We start from the raw sequence: 24,028 nt of genomic DNA, 5'->3' as shown, positions 1-24,028 counted from the left end.
CGAGGGCCCCCTTTCCGTACCCAATCTAGCCCCGGGCCGGGTGGCGCCGGTCGAGGTCGACATTGAGTTCGAGGACATTGACCCCGGGCTCGCCGAGGAAGCCGAGCGCCGGTCGGGCCGTGTGCGCGGCAATGAGGTCCCGCACGACCGCCACGTCGACGCCGCGTTCGCGCGCCACGCGGGGCGCCTGCAGGGTGGCGTACGCGACGCTGATGTGCGGGTCCAGCCCGCTGCCGCTGGCGGTCACCGCGTCGGCCGGTACGGCCGGGTGGGCGGGCGCGTCGCCCCGTACGGGCGTGACGACCGCGGCGGCGTAGTCCGCGCCGGGCGTCGCGCACTCGACCGCCACGCCCGCGTAGGCCGCCAGGAACGGCGTCGCCGGGCACGGCTCGTTGAGGCTGACCGCGCGGGTGACCGGCCCGGCCGCGCCGCCGCGGTGGAACACCGCCAGCACGGCACCGACCCCGCCGGCCGTGCAGTACGGGCGCCGGCCGTCCACTCCCTCCCGTTCGCCGATCGCGCGGCTGCGGGCGCAGACCTGGGTCAGCAGGCTCAGCCGGCCGCCGGCCGGGTCGTCGACGATGTCCTCGGGACCGAGGTTGCTGGCCGAGGTCGCGGTGGGGTCGTAGCCGGAGCCGGCCGCGGACGGGCGCGGCTGCACGTACCCGGAAAGGGGTTTTCCGGTGCCGTCCGTGAACAGCTGTCCGATGAGGCGGCTGCCCACGATCGTGCCGTCGACCGTGATGAGCGATCCGTCGGCGCGCTCTGCCAGGCCCGGCAGCCGGGCGGCCCCGGTGACGGCCAGCGGGTACGCGATGCCGAGCAGTGCGGTGAGGACGAGCAGCGCGCGCAGCGCCGCGAGGTGTGGGCCGAGCCAGGACGGTACGCGCATCAGGAGATCCCCGGGATGGACGAGATGATGAGGTCGATGAGCTTGATGCCGACGAACGGGGCGATGACCCCGCCCACGCCGAAGACGAGCAGGTTGCGGCGCAGCAGCACGGCCGCCCCGCCCGGCCGGTAGCGGACCCCGCGCAACGCGAGCGGGATCAGCGCGACGATGACGAGGGCGTTGAAGATGACCGCGGCCAGGATCGCCGAGGTCGGGCTCGCCAGCCGCATGATGTTGAGCGTCTCCAGGCCCGGGTAGACGACCACGAACATCGCCGGGATGATCGCGAAGTACTTCGCGATGTCGTTGGCGATGGAGAACGTGGTCAGCGCGCCACGGGTGATCAGCAACTGCTTGCCGATCGCCACGATCTCGATGAGCTTCGTGGGGTCGGAGTCCAGGTCGACCATGTTGCCGGCCTCCTTGGCCGCCGACGTGCCGGTGTTCATGGCGACGCCGACGTCGGCCTGGGCCAGCGCGGGGGCGTCGTTCGTGCCGTCGCCCGTCATCGCGACGAGGTTGCCGCCCGCCTGCTCCCGCCGGATGAGGGCGAGTTTGTCCTCGGGCGTGGCCTCGGCGAGGAAGTCGTCCACGCCGGCCTCCGCCGCGATCGCCCGCGCGGTCACCGGGTTGTCGCCGGTGATCATCACCGTTCGGATGCCCATCCGGCGCATCTCGTCGAAGCGCTCGCGCATGCCGTGCTTGACGACGTCCTTGAGGTGCACGACGCCCAGCGCGCGGGCGGGCCCGTCGCCGACGCGTTCGGCGACGACCAGCGGGGTGCCCCCGGAGCCGGAGATGCCGTCGACCAGCTCGCCCACCTGGGCGGTGGGGTGACCGCCGTGGGCGCGTACCCACGCCATGACCGCGGTGGCCGCGCCCTTGCGGATCTGCCGGTCGCCGACGTCCACTCCGGACATGCGGGTCTGCGCGGTGAACGGCACCCAGGTGGCCGCCGACAGCTCGCCCGGGTCGCGCTCGCGCAGCCCGTGGCGCTGCTTGGCGTACACGACGATGGACCGGCCCTCCGGCGTCTCGTCGGCCAGGCTCGACAGCTGGGCCGCGTCGGCGAGTTCGGCCACGTCGACGCCGTCGACGGGCGCCAGGTCGCTGGCCTGCCGGTTGCCCAGGGTGATCGTGCCGGTCTTGTCGAGCAGCAGGGTGGTCACGTCGCCGGCCGCCTCGACGGCCCGGCCGCTCATGGCGAGCACGTTGCGCCGCACGAGCCGGTCCATGCCGGCGATGCCGATCGCCGACAGCAGCGCCCCGATCGTCGTCGGGATGAGGCACACGAGCAGCGAGACGAGCACGATGCCGGTGACCCCGTCGGCGGTCAGCGCGAGGCTGTCCGGCGCGAACCCCGCGACAGCCTTGCTGTAGATCGCCAGGGGTTGCAGCGTCGCGACGGCCAGCAGGAACACCAGCGTCAGCGTGGCGAGCAGGATGTTGAGCGCGATCTCGTTCGGCGTCTTCTGCCGGTTGGCGCCCTCCACCAGGGCGATCATGCGGTCCACGAAGCTCTCGCCGGGCCGCTGTGTGATCCGCACGACGATGCGGTCGGAGAGCACCCGCGTGCCGCCGGTGACGGCGCTGCGGTCACCGCCGGACTCGCGGATCACCGGCGCCGACTCGCCCGTGATGGCCGACTCGTCGACGCTCGCGATGCCCTCGACCACGTCCCCGTCGCCGGGGATGGTCTGGCCGGCCTCGACCACGACGATGTCGCCGGGCCGCAGGTCGGCCGCGCCGACCTGCTGCTCGACCGGCGCGGCGGCGCCGGGCGCCCAGTCGACCAGCCGCCGGGCCACGGTGTCGCGCCTGGCCTGGCGCAGGCTGGCCGCCTGGGCTTTGCCCCGGCCCTCGGCGACCGCCTCGGCCAGGTTGGCGAACAGGACGGTCAGCCACAGCCAGCCGGTGATGAGCCAGGCGAACAGGCTCGGCCGCGCGACGGCGAGCACCGTGGTGAAGAGCGAACCGACCGCGACGATGAACATGACGGGGTTGCGCCACAGGGTGGCGGGGTTGAACTTGCGCAGGGCGTCGGGCAGCGCGGCCCACACGAGCGGTCCCATGGGAGTCCTTGTCATCACAGGCCCTCCGCGAGAGGGCCCAGCGCGAGGGCGGGCAGGAAGGTGAGCGCCACGACGATGAGGGTCACGCCGACGACCAGACCGACGAAGAGCGGTTGGTACGTGCGCAGTGTGCCGGCCGAGGCGGGTACGGGCTGCTGGCGGGCCAGCGCGCCCGCGAGCCCGAGCACGAACACGATCGGCAGGAACCGGCCGAGCGCCATGCACAGTCCCAGGACGGTGTTGTAGAAGGTCGTGTTGGCGGACAGCCCCGCGAAGGCCGAGCCGTTGTTGTTGGCGGCGGACGTGACGGCGTAGAGCACCTCGGTCAGGCCGTGCGGGCCGCCGTTGAGCATCGACGACCGGCCCACGGACATCGCGACCGCGGTACCGGTCAGCACGAGCGCGGGCGTGACGAGCAGGTATAGCGACGCGAACTTGATCTCACGCGGGCCGATCTTCTTGCCGAGGTACTCCGGCGTGCGGCCCACCATGAGGCCGGCCACGAACACCGTGATCACGGCCAGGATCAGCATCCCGTACAGGCCGGAACCGGTGCCGCCGGGCGCGACCTCGCCCAGCATCATGTTGACCAGCGGCACCATGCCGCCCAGCGCCGTGTACGAGTCGTGGAACGAGTTCACCGCCCCGGTCGACGTCAGCGTCGTGACGGCCGCGAAGACGGCCGACTGGACGACGCCGAAGCGGGTCTCCGTCCCCTCGGTCGCCGCGCCGACGGCCTGCGGCACCGTGCCGCCGTGGGCCGCCTGGAACGCGGTCACCGCCACGACGCTCGCGACCGCGAGGATCGCCATGATCGACGCGATGGCCAGGCCCTGGCGCCGGTCGCCCACCATGCGGCCGAACACGCGCGGCAGGCTGGCCGGAATGAGCAGGATCAGGAACAACTGCACCCAGTTGGTCCAGCCGGTCGGGTTCTCGAAGGGGTGCGCCGAGTTGACGTTGTAGAAGCCGCCGCCGTTGGTGCCCAGCACCTTGATGACCTCCTGGCTGGCCACCGGCCCGCCCGTGAGGTGCTGCGCGGCACCGGCCACGGTCGTGGCGTCCGTGCCGGCCGACAGGTTCTGCACCACCCCGCCGGCCACCAGGACGAGCGCGCCGACGGCGGCCACCGGCAGCAGCACCCGCAGGCTCACGCGTACGAGGTCGACCCAGAAGTTGCCGAGCTGGTCGGTGCGCGAGCGGGCGAAGCCGCGCACCAGCGCGAGCGCCACGGCGACGCCGACCGCAGCGGAGGCGAAGTTCTGCACCGCGAGCCCGGCCATCTGCACGAGGTGGCCCATCGTGGTCTCGCCGGAGTACGACTGCCAGTTCGTGTTCGTCACGAAGCTGACCGCGGTGTTCCAGGCCTGGTCTGGTGCCACCGCGGCGAAGCCGAGGCTGAGCCACAGCCGGTCCTGCACCCGCTGGAAGAGGTAGAGGAACAGCAGGGACACGGCCGAGAAGGCGAGCAGCGCGCGGGCGTAGCGGCCCCACGACTGCTCGGCGTCCGGGTCCACCCCGACGAGTCGGTAGAGGACCCGCTCGACCCGCGAGTGCCGTACGGGGTGCAGGGCGCGGTACAGGTAGTCGCCGAAGAAGCGGTACGCGAGCGCCACCGCGATGATCAACGAGAGGACGGACAGCATCAGAACCGCTCCGGGAAGAGCAGAGCGGCCACCAGCAGGACGGCCAGCGCGGCCGCCACGACCAGACCGGCGATGTTCTCGGCGCTCACAGGCGCTCCACCGCCCGCAGCACGAGGCCGACGAGCGCGAAGACCGCGACCGTCAGCGCGACGAAGACCAGGTCAGCCACCGGAAACCTCCACGTGATCGAGTGACACGTGAGCAGTCAAGCCCGGCGCGGGCGGCCCCCACAGGGCCTTTTATGGAATCCCTATGGCCGTTGATGATTTCTTGACGCCGCCGAGCGGCCACGGATCAGTCCGTGAGGTCGGCGAACGCCGTGACGTGCTCGGCCCGCAGGCGCACGAGCATCTCGCCGGGCACGGCGTTGCGGGCGCCGAAGGCGACGCCGGCCTCCTCGCCCATGTACCGCACGCCGATCCGGGTCGCCCAGTACAACATGTCGTCGAGGTCCTCGCTGAGGGTGACCGGTCCCCGCAACAGGACGAACGCGAACGGCGGTCGCTCGTCATCGACGCACAGGGCGGCCCGGCTGTCGCGGGCCAGCCGGCGGCCCTTCACGGTCTCCCTGCCGGTCGTGAACACCGCGTCGTCGCCGTCGAGCACGAACCAGACGGGCACGACGTGCGGCGGGCCCGCCGTGGCGACCTTGCCGGTACGGGTGCCCACGGACACGAACGCGCGCCACTGCGCGTCAGTCATCGCTTTCGCCATGGGGTCAGTGTGCCCGCGTACCAGGTCAGCGCAGCGACGCCGCGCGGGGACGAAGTGGCACCCGGGACCCCGTAAGCGCCTCGACCGGCGCCGCCTTGACGGCCGTCTCGGCGATCTCCTCGGCCGGGTCGGACAGCGCGATGATCGCCCCGCCCACCCCGTAGCGGACCCGGCCGGGCGTCACGACGGCGGTCCGGATCACCACGCTCAGGTCGGCCGCGCCGGTCAGCGAGAAGTAGCCGATCGCGCCGGAGTAGACGCCGCGCGGGCCGGCCTCCAGGCCGTCGATGATCCGCATGGTGCGTACCTTCGGCGCGCCCGTCATCGAGCCGGGCGGGAACGCGGCGCGCACGCAGGACACCGCGCCCGCGTCCGCGCGCAGGCGCGCGGTGACCGTGCTGACCAACTGGTGGGCCATCGCGTACGTCTCGACGCGGAACACGTCGCTCGCGTCGACCGAGCCGACCCGCGCGCAGCGGCCCAGGTCGTTGCGGACCAGGTCGACGATCATCAGGTTCTCGGCGTGGTCCTTGGCGCTGCCGTCGAGGTCGGCGACCAGCGCCGCGTCCTCGTCGGGCGTGGCGCCGCGCCGGCGGGTGCCCTTGATGGGCCGCGACTCGGCCACCCCGGCGGCGCTGACCCGCAGGAACCGCTCCGGCGAGGTGCTCAGCACGCTCAGCTCGCCGAAGCGCAGCAGCGCGCCGAACGGGGCCGGGCTGATCCGGCGCAGCAGCCGGTACCCCTCCCACGGGTCCAGGTCGCCGTCCGCCTCGATCATGTTGGTGAGGCAGACCTCGTAGCTCTCCCCCGCCGCGATCTCCCGCTGGCACGCCTCGATGAGCGCGTGATAGGCCTCGACATCGTGCCGGGCACGCAGCTCGCCGAACGGCCGCGCAGCGGACGGCGGGTCAGGCTCGACCACCCCGACCAGCCGCGCCGCCGCCTCGTCGAGCCACGCCTCGTCGCCGCCGAACGCCAACAGGTATGTCGTGGCGGTCGCGTGATCGAGGACGAGGGCCCGGTCGGCGAACACCATGGCCGCGTCCGGCAGGTCCGAGCGGTGCGCGGGCTCGCCGCCGCACTCGGCCTTCAGCTCGTACCCCAGGTAGCCCACCCAGCCGAGCGCGAACGGGCAGGGCAGCCCCGGATCCTCGACCCGGTTGACGGCGAGATCCTCATCGAGCCAACCCAGGAACGGTCCGTCGACCGTCCGCGTGCCGGCCGCCGACCGGACGGTCACGGTGCCCGTGGCGACGTCCGCTGTGGCCACCCGGGCCCGCGGACCGTCGGCGTTACCCATGATCGAAAATCGGCCCAGGTCGCCGTCCGCGCGGCTGCTGTCCAGCCAGTACGCGTGATCGCCAGCGGCGAACAGCGCGGCGAAGGCGGCCTCGTCCGACCACGCCGTGGGCAGCGCGCGGCTGACCACGGCATGGCGCACCCGGATCGCCGCCGAACGGGTCGCCTCCGGTCGGGTGGGGCCGGCCCGGCGCGGCCGGTCGCGGTGCGGGGTCAGGTCGCGGAAGTTCGCCAGCAGTCGCCTGCCGTACGCGGAGCCGATCGACTCGGGGTGGAACTGCACACCCCAGCGGGGCCTGGTCCGGTGGCGCAGCGCCATGATCGTGCCGTCCGGGGCCCATGCCGTGGCGGCGAGGGCTGGCGGCAGGTCGGCCACGGCCAGGGAGTGGTAACGGACCGCGTCGAACGGCGACGGGAGGCCGGCGAACAGCTCGGACCCGTCGTGGCGGATCGCGCAGACGCGGCCGTGCCAGGGGCTGACCCGCCCCACGCGCGCGCCGGCGACGGCGGCGATGCCCTGGTGGCCCAGGCAGACGCCGAGCACGGGCAGGTCGCCATCCGCCAGGATCTGCCGGCACAGGCCGAAATCGGCGCTCTTCTCCGGATGGCCGGGGCCGGGCGAGAGTACGACGTTGTCGAAGTCCGCGAGGTGCGCCGGTTGCCAGCGGGGATCGTCGTTCACGACGACCTCGGGCTCCTCGCCGTTCACCTCGGCCAGGTAGTGGAAGAGGTTGTAGGTGAACGAGTCGTAGTTGTCTACGAGCAGGGTCCGCACGATTCTCCCGGTTCGGTCCAGCCACCCAGTGTGGCCGGCCGGGCCGGCCGCCGGTAGTGAGCGACCCGTCACACCTGTCGATCAATCGAACAGTGTCGTCGAGTTCCGGCAGCCCCGCGGGGCAAAAACTCCATATACTTCCTTAATGTCAGAAATAGGGCTCCTGGCCGGTGCGGTGCTCGCGCCGGGTGACGCCGGGTACGACGAGGGACGCCAGGTCTTCAACGCCATGATCGACCGGCGGCCGGCGGTCATCGCCCAGTGCGCATCCGTGGCCGACGTCGTCGCCGCCGTGCGGTACGGGCGGCGCAACGGGCTGCCGATCGCCGTGCGGGGCGGCGGGCACAGCGTCGCGGGCATGGCGCTCGTCGACGACGGGCTCGTCATCGACCTGCGCCGGATGAACGGCGTCAGCGTGGACCCCGACGCCCGCACGGTGACGATCGGCGGCGGGGCGACCATGAGCGACCTCGACCGCGCCACCCAGCCGAGCGGGTTGGCCACGACCGGCGGGCGCGTGTCGTCGACCGGCGTCGGCGGGTTCACGCTCGGCGGGGGCACCGGCTGGCTCGATCGGCTGTTCGGCCTGGCCTGCGACAACCTGGTCTCCGTCGACCTGGTCACCGCCGACGGGACGACACTCACCGCCTCCGAGCGGGAGCACCCGGAGCTGTTCTGGGCTCTGCACGGCGGCGGCGGCAATTTCGGCATCGCCACCTCGCTGACGTTGCGGCTGCACCCGCTGCCGCGGTTCACGGCCGGGTTGCTGCTCTGGCCGCCGGAGGCCGGGCCCGAGGTGGGGCGGGCGTACCGGGACCTGCTGGCCACCGCGCCCGACGAGCTGGGCGGCGGGTTCGTCTTCCTCACCGGGCCGCCGGAGCCGTTCGTGCCGCCCGAGCTGGTGGGGCGGCTGACGTGCGTGGTCCTTCTGACCTACGCGGGCGACGAGGCGACCGCACGCGCGGCCGTCGCGCCCCTGCTCGCGTTGCGGCCGGCCGGCACGATGATCGCCGAGATGCCGTACGGCGACCTGCAGTGCATGTTCGACGACCCGCCCGGCTACCGGAACTACTGGTCGGCCGAGCACCTCGACGAGTTCCCCGACGAGGCCGTCGACGCCTTCTGCGCCCAGGCGGCCGGCATGATCGTGCCGTCGCCGTCGCAGCACGTGCTCTTCCCGCAGGGCGGCGCGGTCGCCCGGGTCGGCGCCGACCAGCCGCTGCCGTGGCGGCGGGCCGCCTGGGTGGTGCACCCGTTCGGGCTGTGGGACGACCCGGCCGACGACGACCGGGGGCGGCAGTGGGTACGCGACGTGCGCGCCGCCGTCCGGCCGTGGGCGACCGGCGACGTGTACCTCAACTTCATCGGCGGCGAGGGCGCAGACCGGGTGAGCTCCGGGCTCGGCCCGGACAACCTGGCCAGGCTGGCCGAGGTGAAGCGCCGCTACGACCCGGACAACGTGTTCCGGCTCAACCACAACATCGCGCCCGCCTGACCGATGCGCGGGCGGACCGGACTCCTCATCGCGGCAGGCGTCGCCGTGGCCGTGGTCGTCGGCGCGGTCGGCTGGCTGGCCGGGCGCACCGGTGACGAGTCCGCCGCCGGCGGCTGCGACGCCGTGACGGTCGCCCAGCGGGTCCTGCCGTCCGTGGTCACCGTCTCGGCCGCGGGCGCCACGGCCGCCGGCACCGGCAGCGGAGCGATCATCCATGGTGATGGGTACGTCCTCACGAACGCGCACGTCATCGCGTCGGCAGTGGGCCGCGGCTCGGTCACGGTGCTGCTCGACGACGGCGAGCAGCAGCCGGCCACCATCGTGGGCCACGCCGACCTCGTCGACCTGGCCGTGCTGCGGCTGCCGGCCGGCCGCGCCGTGTCCCCGATCGCGGAGGGCAGCTCGGCGGCCCTGCGGGTGGGCCAGCCGGTGGTCGCGCTCGGGTCCCCGCTGGGCCTGACCGGGACGGTGACCGCCGGGATCGTCAGCGCGCTCGGCCGCGACGTGTCAGTGCCGGCCACGAGCGGGCGCGCCGCCGTGCTGGCCGAGGCGATCCAGACCGACGCGGCGATCAACCCCGGCAACTCCGGCGGGCCGCTGGTCGACTGCGACGGCCGGCTGGTGGGGGTCAACACGGCCGGCGCGGTGCCCCCGGGCGGTGCGGGGAGCGCCGGCCTGGGCTTCGCCATTCCGGGCGACTTCGCCCGCCGGGTGGCCGACGAGATCATCGCGACCGGTCAGTTCACCCCCGCGACGCTGGGCCTGTCGGCCGTACCGGTCGCGGCCGGGCTCGTGATCCGGACGCTCGACCCGCAGGGCCCGGCGCGGCGGGCCGGGCTGGAGATCGGCGACCTCGTCACCGCGGTCGACAGCGCCGCGGCGACGACAACGGACGACCTGCTCAGGATCACGGTCACCCACCGCGCCGGCGACCGCGTGACCGTGGAGTACCAGCGCGCCGGACAGCGTCACACGACGGCGGTCGTACTCGGCTGAGCCGTCTCGTCCCGCGCGGCAGCCGGCGGCCGCCCGTCGTAGCGGCGCAGCACCGGGAACGCCACCGCCAGCACGATGACGAGAACGGCGGCGGCCACGCCACCACCCGCCCAGGCCAGCGTCGGCCCGACGAGCGACGCCGTGATGCCGGCCCGCAGGTCACCCAGCCGGGGACCGCCGGCGACGACGGCCGTGAAGACGCCCTGCAGCCTGCCCCGCATCTCGTCGGGGGCGTAGAGGGACATGATGGTCTGCCGGTACACGCCGCTGACCAGGTCGCCGGCACCGGCCACGGCGAGCAACGCGACCGCGAGCCACAGCTGGTGCGCCACGCCGGCCGCCGCGACGGCCAGGCCCCACACCACGACCGCGCCGACGAGCGCGACGCCCTGCCGGCGCACCCGGCCGATCCAGCCGGACACCAGGCCACCGGCGACCGCGCCGAGCGCGATGGCCGAGTACAGCCAGCCGACGGCGCCCGGCCCACCGAACCGCTCGTCGGCCATCTCCGGGAACAGCGCCCGGGGCATCGCGAAGATCATGGCGATGAGATCCACGGCGAACGACAGCGCGATGATCGGCGTGGTCGCGAGGTACCGCAGGCCGTCGGCCACCGCCCGGACGCCCATCGACGCCGGGCCGGCGCTCGCGCGTTCCGGCGGCAGCGGGGGCAGCCTCAGCGACGCCCACACGGACACGGCGAACAGGGCCGCGTCGATCGCGTACGCCGCCGCGAAGCCGGCGAGCTGGATCACCACACCGGCGATCAGGGGCCCCAGGACCATGGCGGCGTTGCTGGTCGTGAAGCTGATCGTCTGCGCCGCCGGCACATCCTCGGCCGGCACGAGCCGCGGGATGATGGCCTGGCGGACCGGGTTGGTCAGGGCGAACCCGACGGCCTGCACGGCGACCAGACACAGCAGCAGCACCGGGCTGTTCCACCCGGCGACCGCCTGCACGAGCAGGGCGAGGGTGACCACCCAGGTGACCGCCGAGCTGGCCAGCAGGAGCTTGCGGCGGTCGACCGCGTCCGCGATGGCACCCCCGAGCAGGGCGAAAACCAGCAGCGGTACGAGCCCGGCGATGCCGATGAGGCCCACCCACACGGACGACTTCGTGATCTCGTACATCTCGACCGGCACCGCCACGGCCGTGAGCTGGAAGCCCACGCCGGACACCCCGTTGCCGATCCACGTACGCCGGAAGGCGGCGTGGCGCAGCGGCCGGGTGTCGATGAGGAAGGTCCGGGGGCTCACCGGACCATTCTTCGCACTGCCCTCCGTAAGGACCATAGACGCGACCGAGTGTTACGCACCACACCCGGACACCGGCGCGCCTCCCGGAAGCCGCCCTCGTCCGGGGTAGCGGCGGTGATGTCCTCGTGGCCGCACGGACGTTTTGTGGACGTTCTGTGGAACAGAGGCTGCATCGCGAGTCCGACGAACACATGGCCCGACCGGTCGCGTCAAGCCGGTGCCCGCACCCCGCTCGCTCAGCGGACCTCGTAGTCCGTCACCGCGTAGCAGGACTCGTCGTCGACGCTGTTCCTCGCGGGATCGATATTGATCCTCGTGACGTGGCCGGTGTTCCGGTCGACGGTCACCTCGACCGTCTCGGCGCCGGCCGAGCGCGCCCTGGCCGCCTCGTCCACCATGCCGGACAGTGTCGGGACGACCTCCCGCAGGAACGTCAGGTCACGTCCCTCGACGGCCCGGCGCGCGGGCTCGTCGAGGCCCTCCACCGCCGCCACCGCGCCGTTGTCCACGGTCACCCGGAACGTGCCGATGAGCCAGCGCTCGCCGCACGTGGACTCGAGCGTGAACGCGTACCGGGCCGGCTCGGCCCACGCGGCCGCGGACTCGATCTCCTCCGTCGGCGTACCGCCCGAACCGCAGCCGGCGACCGCGACCAGCACCATCCCGGCCAGCGCGGCCACCCCCCTGCCGCGTCGTCCTCGTCGCATGGTCCTCCCCCTGCCACGGCCGCCGGACGCGGCCACGTACCTCCGACGCGGCGGGGATCGTGGCGGTTCCGCCCTCAGACGGGGACGCTCAGAAGGGCTGTCAGGCCGCCGGTGACCGAGCCGGACATCGTGCCCACCTGCCGCTGCCAGCTGTCCCGGAACACCATGTCCGTGGCCAGCTTGTCGGGAATGGGCGCGCAGTGTGCGGCGGCCGTCGCACCCCCCGCGACGGCCGCCGCCGGCCCACCGCCGCCGTCGGAGGAGCAGCCCCCCCCAGGGCCGCCACGCCCACTCCGGCGAAGATGCCGAGCAGTCGCCGACGTCCCATCAGCGTGGACATGTCGAACTGCAACCCCCCTGTCGTGCAGATCGTGCCCGCGCATCGCTCCCTCCGCGGTGCGGCCCATGCGTTCGACCGTATGTCGCGTCCCTGAGCTGGGCCCTGGAAGAAGCTGGGAGTTGTCCCAAGACAATCCCGGGCCGGCCGGGACATCCGCCGACGCGCGGTGGGACAGCGAACGGGTGTGGTGGAGACCTCCCATTCACGACACCTTGGAGTCGACATGAACGATCCCTACCGGCTGCGGCGCTGGGTCGCCGGCGCCAGCCTGATCGCGTGGCCCGTGCTGCACTTCGTCGGGTTCATCACGGGCCCCGGCGGGTCCGAGCACACGCCCGAGCTGTTCCGCGCCGAGGCGACGCGGGTCCAGGTCAGCGGCCTGGCCCTGCACTGGAGCGTCATGGCGATCGTGCCGGTGGTGCTCGCGCTGGGCCACCTGCTGCGCGCCCGGCGGCCCGTCTTCGCCGACATCGCGGTCGCGCTGGGCCTGATCGGCGCGGTCAGCGGCGCGTCGCTGCTGGTCGGCGACTTCTACGATCTGGCGCTCGCGCACCTGGTCCCGGACGGGCAGGCGGTCGCGGTCATGGACCAGGCGTTCAGCTACCCCGCGATGGTGTACGGGTTCCTCCTGCCGGGCTTCCTGGTCCACATCGGACTGCTCATGCTCATCATCGGCCTGGCGGTCCGTCGGATGATCGGCTGGTGGGTGCCCGTACTCGTGGTGGCCGGCCTCGCGCTGCCGTTCGCCCTGCCGGAGGCGTCCGTGGCCGTGCACTCGCTCGGCGGCACGCTCATCTTCGCCGCCCTCGCCCCCCTGGGCGTGCGCATCCTGCGGATGCGCCCGCACGAGTGGACGCCGATGTCCCCGGCCGCACCGCAGCCGGTGGCCGAGCGGGCGCCCGCGCCCGTCGCCTGATCAGGCCACGATCCGGCCCGCTCGCGTCCCGCGAGCGGGCCGCTGGGCGGTCGCGGTCACAGGCCCGCCTCGCGGGCCACGATGATGGCCTGCGCCCGGTCGGCCACCCGCAGCTTGGCGAAGATCTTCGAGACGTGGTTGCGGACGGTCTTCTCGCTCAGCCCGTACCGCTGGGCGATCTGCGGGTTCGTCAGGTGCTTGGCGACCAGCGACAGGATCTCCCGCTCGCGCTCCGTCAGCTGCGGCAGGGCCGGCTGGCGGCGGTCGAGGCCGGCGAAGTAGCCCATAAGCCGCACCGCGATCGCCGCGCCGAAGATGGCCTCCCCCGCCGCGACCGCCTTGATGGCGCGCACCAGGTCCGCGCGCCGGGCACCCTTCACCACGTACCCCCGCGCGCCGGCGCGCATCGCCGCGAACACGGAGTCGTCGTCGTCGGCCATGGACAGCACGAGGACCCGCACGTGCGGGCCGGCCTCCACGATGCGCTCGGTCGCCGCGATGCCGCCCATGCCCGGCATGGCGAGGTCGATGAGCACCACGTCGGGCTGCACGGTCGGCAGGACAGCCAGGGCCTCCTCCCCCGAGGCGGCCTCCGCCACGACGGACACGTCGTCCGTGGCGGCGAGCAGCGCCCGCAGTCCCGCACGGAACGCCGGATGGTCGTCGACGAGCAACACCCGGATCGGGTCCATCACACCTCCCCGGTCGGCAGCCGAGCGGTCACGGTCGTGCCCCGGCCGGGCGTCGACGCGATCGAGCACGTCCCGCCCAGCTCGGCGGCACGTTCGCGCATCGACCCGATGCCGACGACGCCGCGAGGCTCGCCCGGCAACCCCGTACCGTCGTCGCGGACCTCGACGGTCAGCCAGCCGTCCACATGGGCCATGCGCAGCCCGATCGTCGCCGCGCCGGCGTGGCGGCGGGCGTTGGCGAGCGCCTCGACGGCGATGCGGTAGGCCGCCACCTCGGTTGCCGCAGGCAGTCCGGACAGCTCGCCGGTCGCGTGGACGGTGGGTCGGGGGGCGCCGTCGGGCCAGCTCATGACGTGTGACCGTAGCGCGTCCACCAGGCCCAACGTGTCCAGGGCAGGCGGGCGCAGGCCGTCGATGAGGCGGCGCAGGTCGGCCACCGCCGCCCCCGAATCCGCGATGATCTCCTCGACGAGCCGGCGCGCGGCCGGGTCGGCCACCAGGTCGCCGACGACCTCCGCGCGCATGCTCAACGCCGCCAGCGTCGGGCCGAGGCCGTCGTGCAGGTCGCGGCGCAGCCGCCGCCGCTCCTCCTCGCGGGCCACGACGAGCCGCTCCCGCGACTGCTGCACCTGCTCGGCCAGTCGCGCGGTGCGCGCCGCCGACGCCACGGCGTGCACGGCCGCGCCGAGCTGCGGCGCCAGGTCGGCGAGCAGCCGCTCGTCGCGCTGGCGCTGCGGCGCCGGCCACACCGCGAGCGACCCGACGGTCTCCCCCTGGCTGGTCAGGGCGACCCGCCAGGGTTCGCCAACGGCAACACCGTGGGCGTACGCGTCACCGTCGGCGGTCTCCACCCGCACGTAGCGCAGGCGCAGCGTCTCGGCCAGCGTGTCCGCCACGGCGGCCAGCAGCTCGCCCGGCGCCCGCGCGGCCGCCAGCGTGCGCCCCAGCCGCGTGAGCACCTCGTACGGGTCGCCCCGCTCGCCGTACATGAGCCGGTTGACGAGGCGCTGCACCGCCGAGCGCACGGGCGCGAACCCGATCGCGACGACGACCGCGGCCAGCGCGGCGACCGGCAGGCTGCCGGCCTCCCCGAGCAGGGCCCCCAGGTAGCTGACCACCCCGACGTACGCGGCCGCGATGAGCCCGGTCGCCGTCGCGTACACGGCGGTGCGGTTGATGAGCAGGTCGATGTCGAACAGGCCGTGCCGCAGGACGGCCACGCACACGGCGACGGGCAGCAGGCTGACGGCGGCGGCGCCGGCCAGCTCCCAGGGGGTGTCGGGCGCGGGCCACGGGGCACCGGGCCGGTTGTCGGTCAGGCCCGCCACCAGCCGGGCGCACACCACGAGGGCGGCGAGGAAGCACCCGTACCCGAGCCATTTGAGCTGGAGCCGCTCGGCGGCCGGGCCGCGCCGCGCACGCCGCACCAGTGCGGCGCTCGCGGCGACGAACACGCCGCCGCCCACGAGCCCGACGGCCAGGTTGGTCACCGCCGCCACGTCGGCGAGCGCGGCCACGCCGAGCGGGTTGGGCTGCCCGGGCGGCGGCCCGACCTGGGCGTTCGGGCCTGGGGCGAGGGCCTGCACGGCGGCGGCGGCGACGCCGAAGCCGGCGACGGCCAGCACGACCGGTCGCCACCGGCGCCCGGGCAGCGCCCCGGTCGGGAAGTACAGCGGCACGAGGCAGATGGCGAGGTTGGCGGGCACCCACAGCCACGTCTGCGGCCACGCGGCGGCGCGCGCGAGCGGCCCGCCGTGGATCGCGTACTGCCCGCACGCCTCCATGGCCGCGAACGCGAACGCGCCCGTGGCCAGCAGCGCGCCCACGGGGTTGTGGGGGCGTTGGGCGAGGATGAGGGCGCCCGCGACCGCGCACGCGGCGACGAACAGCAGGTGGCTCACAGACCACACCGGGGCGCCGTTGATCACGGCCAGCACCAGGCCGGCCACGGTGAGGGCGAGCGTCACCCAGGCCAGTGGCCAGGCCGCCGCCCGGACGGCGCGCCGCCGTCGGGTGTGCTCAGGGACCATGATCGACCCACCCTAGAGGGTCGGTGTCCCGGCCGGCCCGGGACGTTGTCCCAGCCCGGCCGGGATGACTCTGCCGTCAGCGAAGCGGGGCGGCGTCCCGGCGGGCGCGGTGCCAGACTCACTCCATGGATCTTCTGGTGCTGGGCGGTACGGCATGGCTGGGACGGCAGGCTGCGGCCGAGGCGGTGGCACGCGGGCACCGCGTGACCTGCCTCGCGCGGGGTGAGAGCGGCCCGTCCGCCTCCGGCGCCACGCTGGTCGCGGCCGACCGCGCGGCGCCGGACGCGTACGAGGCGGTGGCCGGGCGCGACTGGGACGCCGTCCTCGACGTGTCGTGGCAGCCGGCGTTCGTGCGCGGCGCCGTCGCGGCCCTGGGTGAGCGGACGGCGCACTGGGTCTACGTCTCGTCCGTCAGCGCCTACGCCGACCACGACACGATCGGCGCCGACGAGTCCGCCGAGCTGCTGCCCGCGACGGCCAACGACCGCGTGGACAGCGAGGAGTACGGGCAGGCGAAGGTGGCCTGCGAGCGCGCGTGCGCGGACGCGGTCGGCGACCGGCTGTTGATCGCCCGCTCGGGCCTGATCGGCGGGCCGGGCGACTGGAGCGACCGGGCGGGCTACTGGGTGGCCCGCGCCGCCCGCGACCCGGACGCCGCGCTGCTCGCGCCCGACGCGGCCGACCGGGCCACGGAGGTGACGGACGTGCGCGACATGGCGGCCTGGCTGGTCGATGTCGCGCAGCGCCGGGTGACGGGCGTCGTCGACGCGGTCGGGCCGGTGGTGCCGTTCGGCGAGTGGCTGACCCTGAGCCGGGAGGTCGGCGGGCACCAGGGGCCGGTGGTCACGGCCGACGCCGCCTGGCTGTCGGAGCACGGGATCGGCGAGTGGTCGGGTCCGGATTCGCTACCGATGTGGATCGGCTCGCCCGGCTACGCGGGCCACGCGGCCCGCAGCGGCGCGGCGGCGGCCGCCGCCGGGCTGACCCACCGCCCGCGCACGGACCTGCTGGCCGACACCCTGGCGTGGGAGCGGGAGCTGGGCCTCGACCGGCCCCGCAAGGCGGGGCTGAGCCCCGAACGGGAGCGGGCCGCGGTCGCGGAGCTGCTCGGCTAGGCTGGCGCCGTGTCCGCCCCGAAACGCGTCGACCTGGTGCCCATGACGGCCGAGGAGTACCCGCTTTACCTGGAGAAACTCATCATCGAGTACGCGGCGGAGAACGTGACCTCGGGCCGCTGGTCGGCCGGGGAGTCCGTGGCGAAGTCCCGCGAGAACGTGCTGGGCATCCTGCCCGACGGGCTCGCCACCGCCGGCCAGCACCTGTGGACCGCCCGGGACCCGGCCACCGGGGCGCGGGTCGGCCTGCTGTGGCTGGAGATCCGCCCGGCGGCCGGCACGACGGAGGCCTTCATCAACGACATCGAGGTCGACGCCCCGCACCGGGGCGCCGGCTACGGTCGGGCCATCATGACCGCGTGCGACGACAAGGCGCGCGAGCTGGGCGCCACCCGGGTCGCCCTGCACGTGCACGGCCACAACACGGTCGCGCGCAAGCTCTACGCGTCGCTGGGCTTCACCGAGAAGAGCATCACGATGGCGAGGGAACTCTAGCGGCAGCCGCCCTCGTAGCGGGCCGCCAGCCGGGGGAACGCGGCACGCAGCGAGTGCCGGTCGCCCAGGTTGGTCCACTCCCCGGCCGGCTCGCCGTCGCTCCAGCCGGCCTCCAGGCCGCCCGCGTCCACTCCGGACGGTGTGACGACCGCGTCGGCGAGGGTGTCCGGGTCCCGGAGGGCGGCGAGGAACGTGGCGCGGCCCCGCATGATGAGCCACCGGCGGAAGTCGAGGAACTCGGCGTCGTTGGGCCAGCCGAGCAGCAGGGTCGCCGCGTCGCGCAGCGGTCGCGTGTTGGCCAGGTCGAGATGCCGTTGCCACTGCGCCGCGAAGGCCGCCCGCTCGTCCGGGGCGGGGCCGCCGCCAGCGACGATGTCCCAGAACCATGCCTCGTCCACCCCGCCACGATACGGTTTGCCCTGTGATCTACAAGCTGCTGACTTCACCTGAATGGGCACAAGCGGTCGAATCCGGCCAATTTGATGGATCGGTCGTCGACCATCAAGACGGCTATATCCACTTCTCGACCGCTGAGCAGGTAGTCGTTACTGCTCAGCGGTACTTCACGGGGGTGCCCGACCTCACCATGCTGGTGGTCGACCCCACCCCGCTCGGCGACGCGCTGCGGTGGGAGCCCTCCCGCGGCGGCGACCTTTTCCCCCACCTTTACGCCCCGCTACCCGTGTCGGCGGTGACCGCCGTCATCCCGCTGCCGGACAACCTGCCCGCGGCGGAGGCCGTCGCCACCGCGATGAGTTTGTGAGTTTCGCTCAGCGGGCATTCAGCTGCCTGTGGGCATCGCGGACTGGTTTCTGAGCAGGGCTGAGCGGGACAACCCGCACACCTGCGTCGATGACCGTCGCGGTGACGGTCGCGCGTGGAGTGTCGGCAACCACGTGCGCGCGCTCTTCCACGGGCACGAGTACTTCCGCGAGGTCCTGCGCGTCGTCGAGGAGACCCGCGCGGGCGACCTCATCATGTTCACCGACTGGCGCGGCGATGCCGACGAGCGGCTCGCCGGGCCGCACACCGAGGTGGCCCGGGTGCTCGCCGCCGCCGCGCGCCGCGGCGTACTCGTCAAGGGTCTGATCTGGCGCTCGCACGCCGATCGCCTGCACTTCAGCGCGGCGGCCAACCGACGACTGGCGAACGAGCTGCGGGCGGCGGGCGGCGACGTCCTGCTGGACATGCGGATCCCGCCCGGCGGTTCGCACCACCAGAAGCTGCTCGTGGTGCGCCACCCCGGCCGGCCCGAGCGGGACGTGGCCTTCGTGGGCGGCATCGACCTCAGCCACGGGCGCAACGACAGCCGCGCCCACCGGGGCGACCCGCAGCGGCCACCGATGGCGGAGGCGTACGGGCCGCGCCCGCCGTGGCACGACATCCAGCTGGAGGTCCGGGGTCCGGCCGTCGGCGACGTGGAGGCGACGTTCCGGGAGCGGTGGGCGGACCCGACCCCGCTGACGCACAACCCGGTGCGGTTCCTGCGCGACCTGCTGGCCGGCCGCGCCACAGCCGGCGAGCGGATGCCCGCCCAGCTGCCCGACCCCGAACCCGTCGGCGGGCACAGCGTGCAGTTGCTGCGCACCTACCCGTACCGGCGGCGGGGGTACCCGTTCGCGCCCAGCGGTGAGCGCAGCGTGGCGCGCGGCTACATCAAGGCGCTGCGCAGGGCGCGCGACCTCATCTACATCGAGGACCAGTACCTGTGGTCGGCCGAGGTGGTGCGCCCGTTCGCGCGCGCCCTGCGCGAGAACCCGCACCTGCGGATCATCGCGGTCGTGCCGCGCTTCCCCGACCAGCCCGGCCGGCTCACCGCGCTCGCCCAGTGCCTCGGCCGCACGGACGCGCTCGACCTGCTGCGCGAGGCCGGCGGCGACCGGGTCGCCGTGTACGGCCTGGAGAACGAGGCCGGCACGCCCATCTACGTGCACGCCAAGGCGTGCGTCATCGACGACACGTGGGCGACCGTCGGCTCGGACAACTTCAACCTGCGGTCGTGGACGTGGGACACCGAACTGACCTGCGCCGTCTACGACGAGGGCGGCTTCCCGCTCGACCTGCGCCTCGCGGCCGCGCGCGAGCACCTGGGCCGCGACGACGGCGACGACGGCGACCTGCGCGACCCGCAGGTGGCGTTCACCGCCTTCGCGAAGGCGGCGCAGCAGCTCGACGACTGGTACGCCGGCGGTTGTCGGGGGCCCCGCCCGCCCGGCCGGCTGCGCGCCTACAGTCCGCCCACTGTGGACCGGTGGCGGTCGCTGCCGGCCCGGGTGCTCTACCGGCTGGTCTGCGACCCCGACGGCCGCCCGGGCGTCCTGCGCCGCCGGCACGCGTTCTGACGTTTGCCGCCCGCCGGTGAGCGGGCATGGCTTCTGGTATGACGACCGCCCAGACCGCCGCGAAGTCGACGGCCCACCAGGCCGCGAACAGCCGAAGCCTTGAGCTGCTCACCCGCATCGGATTCATCGGGTACGGGGTGGTCCACCTCGTCGTCGCCTGGCTCGCCGTGCAGATCGCGACCGGCGACCCGGCGCGGGAGGGCGACCAGACGGGCGCGTTCGCCGAACTCGCCGAGCACACGGCCGGTCGCGTCCTGCTCGTGGTCACCATGGTGGGCCTTGCCGCCATGGCCGTGTGGCAGGGCCTGCTCGCCGTGATCGGGCACCGCGAGGAGACCGGAGCCGCCCGCGTCTGGCAGCGCGTCGGGTCGGCCGCCCGCGCGGTCGTCTACGCCGTGCTGGCGGTCTCCGCCGGGCGGGCCGCGTTCGGCAACCCGTCATCGAGCGCCGGCAAGCAGGAGGGCGCGGCGGCCGGCGTCATGGGACATGCGTGGGGCCCGTGGCTGGTCGGCCTCGTCGGCCTGGGCGTGGCCGGCCTGGGGATCGGGCTGGCCGTCTATGGCATCGCCCGAAAATTCGAGCGTCGCCTCAAGCAGGGCGAGATGTCCGCGACCGCCCGCAAGGCCGCGACGGCCACCGGCATGACCGGGTACGTGGCGAAGGGCGTCGCGTACGGGATCGTGGGTGTGCTGCTCCTGCAGGCGGCCTGGACCCACGACCCGGACAAGTCCCGCGGCCTGGACGCGGCCCTGCGCACGCTGGCCGCGCAGCCCTACGGCGGCCTGCTCCTGGGTCTCGTCGCGGCCGGCATCGCGGCGTTCGGCGCGTACTGCTTCTTCCAGTCCCGCTACCGCAAGGTCTAGAGCCACGAGGCGGGCAGGGCCCAGGCGAACGCCTGGGCCCTGCCCGCGTCAGTGGGCGCGGCGTGCGCGGGTCGTGGCCAGGCCACCGAGGCCCAGGGCGATCAGGCCGACCACGAGTGCCATGACACCGCCGACGATGCCGTAGCCGGTGCCGGGGCCGCCCTTGGCGGCGGCCACCACGTATCCGCCGAGTGCCACGCCGACCAGGCCGGCGGTCAGGGCCACCGTGGCCCCGAGCCGCCCGCTGCCCGTGCCGAGTCGGCCACCGGGTCGGGCCAGGGCCAGCACGCCGATGACCACGCCGGCCACCGCGACGACCATGCCGACGATGGACACGAGTCGCCCGGAGGTGAGTTGGTAGGCGCCGACGTCGGCCGCGGCGGTGAGCGCGTGCCCGATGGACATCGGGGCTGTCGCTGAACTCATGGGTGTTCCCCTTTCAGGAGGCTCGTCGCGATCGTCGCGCCGGCGGGGCGGCCGGGGCCTCTGCCGGCGGGCGGTCGCGGCTACGCACCTGCGCGTAGCTGGCCGCCGCCGCGCTACGCCGCCCGGCGTAGGAGGTCGCGCGTGCGGGCGGAGGGCCGGGCGCGGCCGGCGCCGTAAGCTCGCCACGTGAGCCGCCTCGCGATGCCGTCGCGCCTGCCCGCTCTGGCGCAGGACGTGGTGCTCGCCGCCTTCGTCACCGTGGCCCAGGTGCAGGGCACGGTGGTCCTGGCCGCCTCGCGGGGCACCGAGGAGCGACCCCTCGGCTATCTCGGGTTCGCCCTGCTGGTGGTGGGCGGCCTCGTCGTGTCGGTCCGCCGGTTGTGGCCGGTGGCGGTGTTCCTCACCACCGCCGCGGCCAGCCTGGCGTACTACCTTGCCGGGTTCCCGGACGGGTACGGCTGGCTCGGCCTCTTCGTCGCCCTCTACACCCTCACCGCGTACGGGGACGGGCGCCGGTCCCTGGCGCTCGCCGGTGGCGGTACCGCGGTCCTGGCCGTCGGGTGGCTGGTCGCCGCCGCCGACGTCGAACCGCGCGCCGCGATCGGCTGGGTGTTCTTCCGCATCGGCGCGGCCGTGATGAGCGCGGCGCTGGGCGAGTCCGTACGGTCCCGGAAGGTCATCGCAGCCGACGCCCAGCGGCGTGCCGAACTGGCCGAACGGACCCGCGACGAGGAGGCCCGGGCGCGGGTCGACGCCGAACGGCTGCGGATCGCGCGCGAGGTCCACGACACGGTCGCGCACGCCATAGCGATCATCAACGTACAGGCCGGTGTCACCGCGCACGTGCTGGACAAGCGGCCGGACGTGGCCCGCGAGGCGCTGCGGGTCATCGAGCGGACCAGCTCCCGGGCGTTGCGCGAGATGCGCGCCGTTCTCGGGGTGCTCCGCGACGACCGCGACGGACGCGTGCCCTACCCCGGGCTTGAGCAGGTCGACGAGCTCGCCGCCAAGGCGCGCGACGCCGGACTCGACGTCACGGTCGAGCAGACCTCTGCCGCGTCGCCGCTGCCGACCGCGGTGGGCGGCGCCGCCTACCGCATCGTGCAGGAAGCGATCACCAACGTCATCCGCCACGCCGGCGCGACCCGGGTGACCGTGGCGCTCAACCACGGGGTCGACGTCCTGGAGATCCGCGTGACGGACGAGGGCCGCCGCGCCGCCGTCCCGGTGGACGCGCGCCCGCCCGCCCGACCCGGCCACGGGATCGCCGGCATGCGGGAACGCTGTCAGTTGCTGGGCGGCGAACTCGACGCCGCGCCGACCCCCGCCGGGGGATTCGAGGTCACGGCACGGCTGCCCCTCGTACCGACAGGCCCGCCCCGGTGAGCGCGATCAGGGTGCTGCTGGCCGACGACGAAGGGCTGGTGCGATCCGGGTTCAAGGTCCTGCTCGACCTCGAGGACGACATCATGGTCGTGGGCGAGGCGACCAACGGCGCCGAGGCCGTCGAGCAGGCCCGCGCCACCCGCCCGGACGTCGTCCTCATGGACATCCGCATGCCGAAGCTGGACGGGATCCAGGCCACCGCCCACATCGCCGCGACACGGGGACTGGAGCGGGTGCGGGTCCTCATCCTCACCACGTACGACACCGACGAGTACGTCTTCGACGCCCTCCAGGCGGGCGCCAGCGGTTTCCTGCTCAAGGACGCCGGGCCGGCGGAACTGCTGCACGCCATCCGGGTGATCGCCGCCGGCGAGGCCCTGCTGGCCCCGCGGGTCACCCGGCGCCTCATCGGCCAGTTCACCGCGCGACGGACGGCGGCGCAGTCCGGGCAGGACCGGCTCGCGGTGCTGACCCAGCGCGAGCGCGAGGTGCTGGCCCTGGTCGGACAAGGGCTGAGCAACAGCGAGATCGGCGCCGAGCTGTTCATGAGTCCGGCCACGGCGCGCACCCACGTCAGTCGAACGATGACCAAGCTGGGCGCGCGCGACCGCGCCCAACTGGTCGTCATGGCGTACCGGACCGGCCTGGTCGACCCGTCCCAGGGGTGACCCGCTCCCCATCAGAGTGTTGACACTCAGACGGGCCGGACCTATGTTTAACCTATCCGTTAATTAACAAGGTGGTTAAGCAGATGGCCGAGGACCGGCTCAGCACGATCTTCGCGGCGCTGGCCGACCCGACCAGGCGGGCGATCCTCACCCGGCTGGCCGAGGGCGAGGCGACGGTCTCCGAACTCGCCGAGCCGTTCTCGATCAGCCTGCCCGCCATCTCCCGGCACCTGAAGGTGCTCGAACAGGCCGGGCTCATCTCGCGCAGCCGGTCCGCGCAGTGGCGATCCAGCCGCCTGGAGGCGGCGCCGCTGCGTGAGGCCACTGAATGGATGGATCGCTACCGACAGTTCTGGGACGTCAACTTCACCCGGCTCGACGCCCACCTCAAACGCGTCCAGGAAGGACCCATGTCATGACCGAGCTCGTCATCAACCGGATCTTCGACGCCCCGCGCGAGCTGGTGTACCGCGCCTTCGTCGACCCCGACCAGCTGGCCCAGTGGTTCGGCCCGGTCGGCTGGTCCGTGCCCCGCGACAGCGTCGTCGTGGAGCCTCACCCGGGCGGTCGCCACTGCTACACCATGGTGAACGACGCCGACCCGTCGCAGACCGTCACCATCGAGGCGACCTTCACCGACGTCGTGCCCAACGAGTTGCTCGACGGAGCCGCGGTCGCCCCGGACGGCACGAAGATGCGCCTGCGCCTGGAGTTCCACGACGAGGGCGGCAAGACCCGCCTGGTGCTGCGCCAGGGACCGTTCACCGAGGAGCTGGCCGAGATGACCCGCACCGGTTGGGGCAGCTCGTTCACCAAGCTCGACGACCTCGTCGCCGCCCGCTGACCACGCCCGGAAACGGCCCGCCACCGGCGGGCCGTTCCGCGTTCCGCCCAGCCCGTTCT

The 24,028-nt window shown here is 73.8% G+C and carries 24 protein-coding genes; 12 read left to right on the top strand and 12 right to left on the bottom strand.

The window, feature by feature from the left end; all coding sequences use genetic code 11:
• Nucleotides 1-25: 25 nt before the first annotated feature.
• The 6 genes from ABD191_RS20245 to pabB form a co-directional block, all read right to left on the bottom strand.
• The gene (locus tag ABD191_RS20245; protein ID WP_344084257.1) at nt 26-892 is read right to left on the bottom strand and encodes a potassium-transporting ATPase subunit C; all 867 of its coding nucleotides are present in this window, start codon (nt 890-892) and stop codon (nt 26-28) included.
• A complete protein-coding gene (gene kdpB, locus ABD191_RS20240) occupies nt 892-2,964 on the bottom strand; it encodes a potassium-transporting ATPase subunit KdpB (protein WP_344084254.1) in 2,073 nt (690 codons plus the stop codon). The genes ABD191_RS20245 and kdpB overlap by 1 nt, the downstream gene beginning before the upstream one ends.
• 14 nt (nt 2,965-2,978) lie before the next feature.
• Nucleotides 2,979-4,610, bottom strand: a complete 1,632-nt coding sequence (gene kdpA, locus ABD191_RS20235; protein ID WP_344084251.1) for a potassium-transporting ATPase subunit KdpA — start codon at nt 4,608-4,610, stop codon at nt 2,979-2,981.
• Nucleotides 4,610-4,699, bottom strand: a complete 90-nt coding sequence (gene kdpF / locus ABD191_RS20230; RefSeq protein WP_344084248.1) for a K(+)-transporting ATPase subunit F — start codon at nt 4,697-4,699, stop codon at nt 4,610-4,612. The genes kdpA and kdpF overlap by 1 nt, the downstream gene beginning before the upstream one ends.
• A gap of 205 nt (nt 4,700-4,904) precedes the next feature.
• A complete protein-coding gene (locus ABD191_RS20225; protein ID WP_344084245.1) occupies nt 4,905-5,324 on the bottom strand; it encodes a PPOX class F420-dependent oxidoreductase in 420 nt (139 codons plus the stop codon).
• A 25-nt stretch (nt 5,325-5,349) separates the two neighbouring features.
• The gene (gene pabB, locus ABD191_RS20220) at nt 5,350-7,398 is read right to left on the bottom strand and encodes an aminodeoxychorismate synthase component I (protein ID WP_344084242.1); all 2,049 of its coding nucleotides are present in this window, start codon (nt 7,396-7,398) and stop codon (nt 5,350-5,352) included.
• A 145-nt stretch (nt 7,399-7,543) separates the two neighbouring features.
• Here pabB and ABD191_RS20215 point away from each other — a divergent pair, with 145 nt between their 5' ends.
• A complete protein-coding gene (locus tag ABD191_RS20215; protein WP_344084239.1) occupies nt 7,544-8,893 on the top strand; it encodes an FAD-binding oxidoreductase in 1,350 nt (449 codons plus the stop codon).
• A 3-nt stretch (nt 8,894-8,896) separates the two neighbouring features.
• The gene (locus tag ABD191_RS20210; protein WP_344084236.1) at nt 8,897-9,889 is read left to right on the top strand and encodes a S1C family serine protease; all 993 of its coding nucleotides are present in this window, start codon (nt 8,897-8,899) and stop codon (nt 9,887-9,889) included.
• Here the strand turns inward: ABD191_RS20210 and ABD191_RS20205 are convergent.
• A complete protein-coding gene (locus ABD191_RS20205) occupies nt 9,862-11,181 on the bottom strand; it encodes an MFS transporter (RefSeq protein WP_425560782.1) in 1,320 nt (439 codons plus the stop codon). The genes ABD191_RS20210 and ABD191_RS20205 overlap by 28 nt on opposite strands.
• Nucleotides 11,182-11,381: 200 nt before the next feature.
• Nucleotides 11,382-11,852, bottom strand: a complete 471-nt coding sequence (locus ABD191_RS20200; RefSeq protein WP_344084230.1) for a DUF6174 domain-containing protein — start codon at nt 11,850-11,852, stop codon at nt 11,382-11,384.
• 563 nt (nt 11,853-12,415) lie between these two features.
• On the opposite strand from ABD191_RS20200, the gene ABD191_RS20195 reads away from it, so the two are divergent.
• Complete coding sequence (locus ABD191_RS20195) at nt 12,416-13,108, top strand: hypothetical protein (protein ID WP_344084227.1); 693 nt, start codon at nt 12,416-12,418, stop codon at nt 13,106-13,108.
• A gap of 56 nt (nt 13,109-13,164) precedes the next feature.
• Here ABD191_RS20195 and ABD191_RS20190 read toward each other — a convergent pair whose 3' ends face one another.
• Both ABD191_RS20190 and ABD191_RS20185 read right to left on the bottom strand, forming a co-directional pair.
• Nucleotides 13,165-13,800 (bottom strand): response regulator, encoded by a 636-nt coding sequence (locus tag ABD191_RS20190; protein WP_344084224.1) that lies wholly within the window; start codon nt 13,798-13,800, stop codon nt 13,165-13,167.
• Complete coding sequence (locus ABD191_RS20185; RefSeq protein ID WP_344084222.1) at nt 13,800-15,830, bottom strand: histidine kinase; 2,031 nt, start codon at nt 15,828-15,830, stop codon at nt 13,800-13,802. Before ABD191_RS20185 ends, ABD191_RS20190 begins: the two co-directional genes overlap by 1 nt.
• 125 nt (nt 15,831-15,955) lie before the next feature.
• On the opposite strand from ABD191_RS20185, the gene ABD191_RS20180 reads away from it, so the two are divergent.
• Both ABD191_RS20180 and ABD191_RS20175 read left to right on the top strand, forming a co-directional pair.
• Nucleotides 15,956-16,945: an NAD-dependent epimerase/dehydratase family protein gene (locus ABD191_RS20180; RefSeq protein WP_344084219.1), complete on the top strand. Its 990-nt coding sequence runs from the start codon at nt 15,956-15,958 to the stop codon at nt 16,943-16,945.
• Nucleotides 16,946-16,954: 9 nt separating this feature from the next.
• Nucleotides 16,955-17,440, top strand: coding sequence for a GNAT family N-acetyltransferase (locus tag ABD191_RS20175; protein ID WP_344084215.1), 486 nt, complete (start codon nt 16,955-16,957; stop codon nt 17,438-17,440).
• Here ABD191_RS20175 and ABD191_RS20170 read toward each other — a convergent pair.
• Complete coding sequence (locus ABD191_RS20170; RefSeq protein ID WP_344084213.1) at nt 17,437-17,838, bottom strand: DUF4240 domain-containing protein; 402 nt, start codon at nt 17,836-17,838, stop codon at nt 17,437-17,439. The two genes, ABD191_RS20175 and ABD191_RS20170, sit on opposite strands and share 4 nt — an antisense overlap.
• 23 nt (nt 17,839-17,861) lie before the next feature.
• On the opposite strand from ABD191_RS20170, the gene ABD191_RS20165 reads away from it, so the two are divergent.
• From ABD191_RS20165 to ABD191_RS20155, 3 genes are read left to right on the top strand one after another with little or no spacing between them, the layout of a single operon-like run.
• A complete protein-coding gene (locus ABD191_RS20165; RefSeq protein WP_344084210.1) occupies nt 17,862-18,203 on the top strand; it encodes a DUF952 domain-containing protein in 342 nt (113 codons plus the stop codon).
• Nucleotides 18,204-18,231: 28 nt separating this feature from the next.
• Nucleotides 18,232-19,782 carry a phospholipase D-like domain-containing protein gene (locus tag ABD191_RS20160; protein WP_344084207.1) on the top strand — a complete coding sequence of 517 codons (1,551 nt, stop codon included), beginning with the start codon at nt 18,232-18,234 and terminating at the stop codon, nt 19,780-19,782.
• A gap of 26 nt (nt 19,783-19,808) precedes the next feature.
• The gene (locus ABD191_RS20155) at nt 19,809-20,645 is read left to right on the top strand and encodes a DUF1206 domain-containing protein (protein ID WP_344084205.1); all 837 of its coding nucleotides are present in this window, start codon (nt 19,809-19,811) and stop codon (nt 20,643-20,645) included.
• A 48-nt stretch (nt 20,646-20,693) separates the two neighbouring features.
• Here ABD191_RS20155 and ABD191_RS20150 read toward each other — a convergent pair whose 3' ends face one another.
• On the bottom strand, nt 20,694-21,071 hold the full coding sequence (locus tag ABD191_RS20150) for a DUF6223 family protein (RefSeq protein ID WP_344084203.1): 378 nt from the start codon (nt 21,069-21,071) through the stop codon (nt 20,694-20,696).
• Nucleotides 21,072-21,257: 186 nt separating this feature from the next.
• Here ABD191_RS20150 and ABD191_RS20145 point away from each other — a divergent pair, with 186 nt between their 5' ends.
• From ABD191_RS20145 to ABD191_RS20130, 4 genes are all read left to right on the top strand, one after another.
• Nucleotides 21,258-22,457, top strand: a complete 1,200-nt coding sequence (locus ABD191_RS20145) for a sensor histidine kinase (RefSeq protein ID WP_344084200.1) — start codon at nt 21,258-21,260, stop codon at nt 22,455-22,457.
• Nucleotides 22,454-23,125 carry a response regulator transcription factor gene (locus ABD191_RS20140; protein WP_344084197.1) on the top strand — a complete coding sequence of 224 codons (672 nt, stop codon included), beginning with the start codon at nt 22,454-22,456 and terminating at the stop codon, nt 23,123-23,125. Before ABD191_RS20145 ends, ABD191_RS20140 begins: the two co-directional genes overlap by 4 nt.
• A gap of 83 nt (nt 23,126-23,208) precedes the next feature.
• Entirely contained in the window at nt 23,209-23,544 is a 336-nt protein-coding gene (locus tag ABD191_RS20135; RefSeq protein WP_344084195.1) for an ArsR/SmtB family transcription factor, read from the top strand.
• Nucleotides 23,541-23,969, top strand: a complete 429-nt coding sequence (locus tag ABD191_RS20130; protein ID WP_344084192.1) for an SRPBCC family protein — start codon at nt 23,541-23,543, stop codon at nt 23,967-23,969. Before ABD191_RS20135 ends, ABD191_RS20130 begins: the two co-directional genes overlap by 4 nt.
• Nucleotides 23,970-24,028: the final 59 nt, after the last annotated feature.

Origin of the sequence: Luedemannella helvata (assembly GCF_039528415.1) — a bacterium.
Classification (GTDB): Bacteria; Actinomycetota; Actinomycetes; order Mycobacteriales; family Micromonosporaceae; genus Luedemannella; species Luedemannella helvata.
This window is presented reverse-complemented; position numbering and strand designations above follow the sequence as displayed.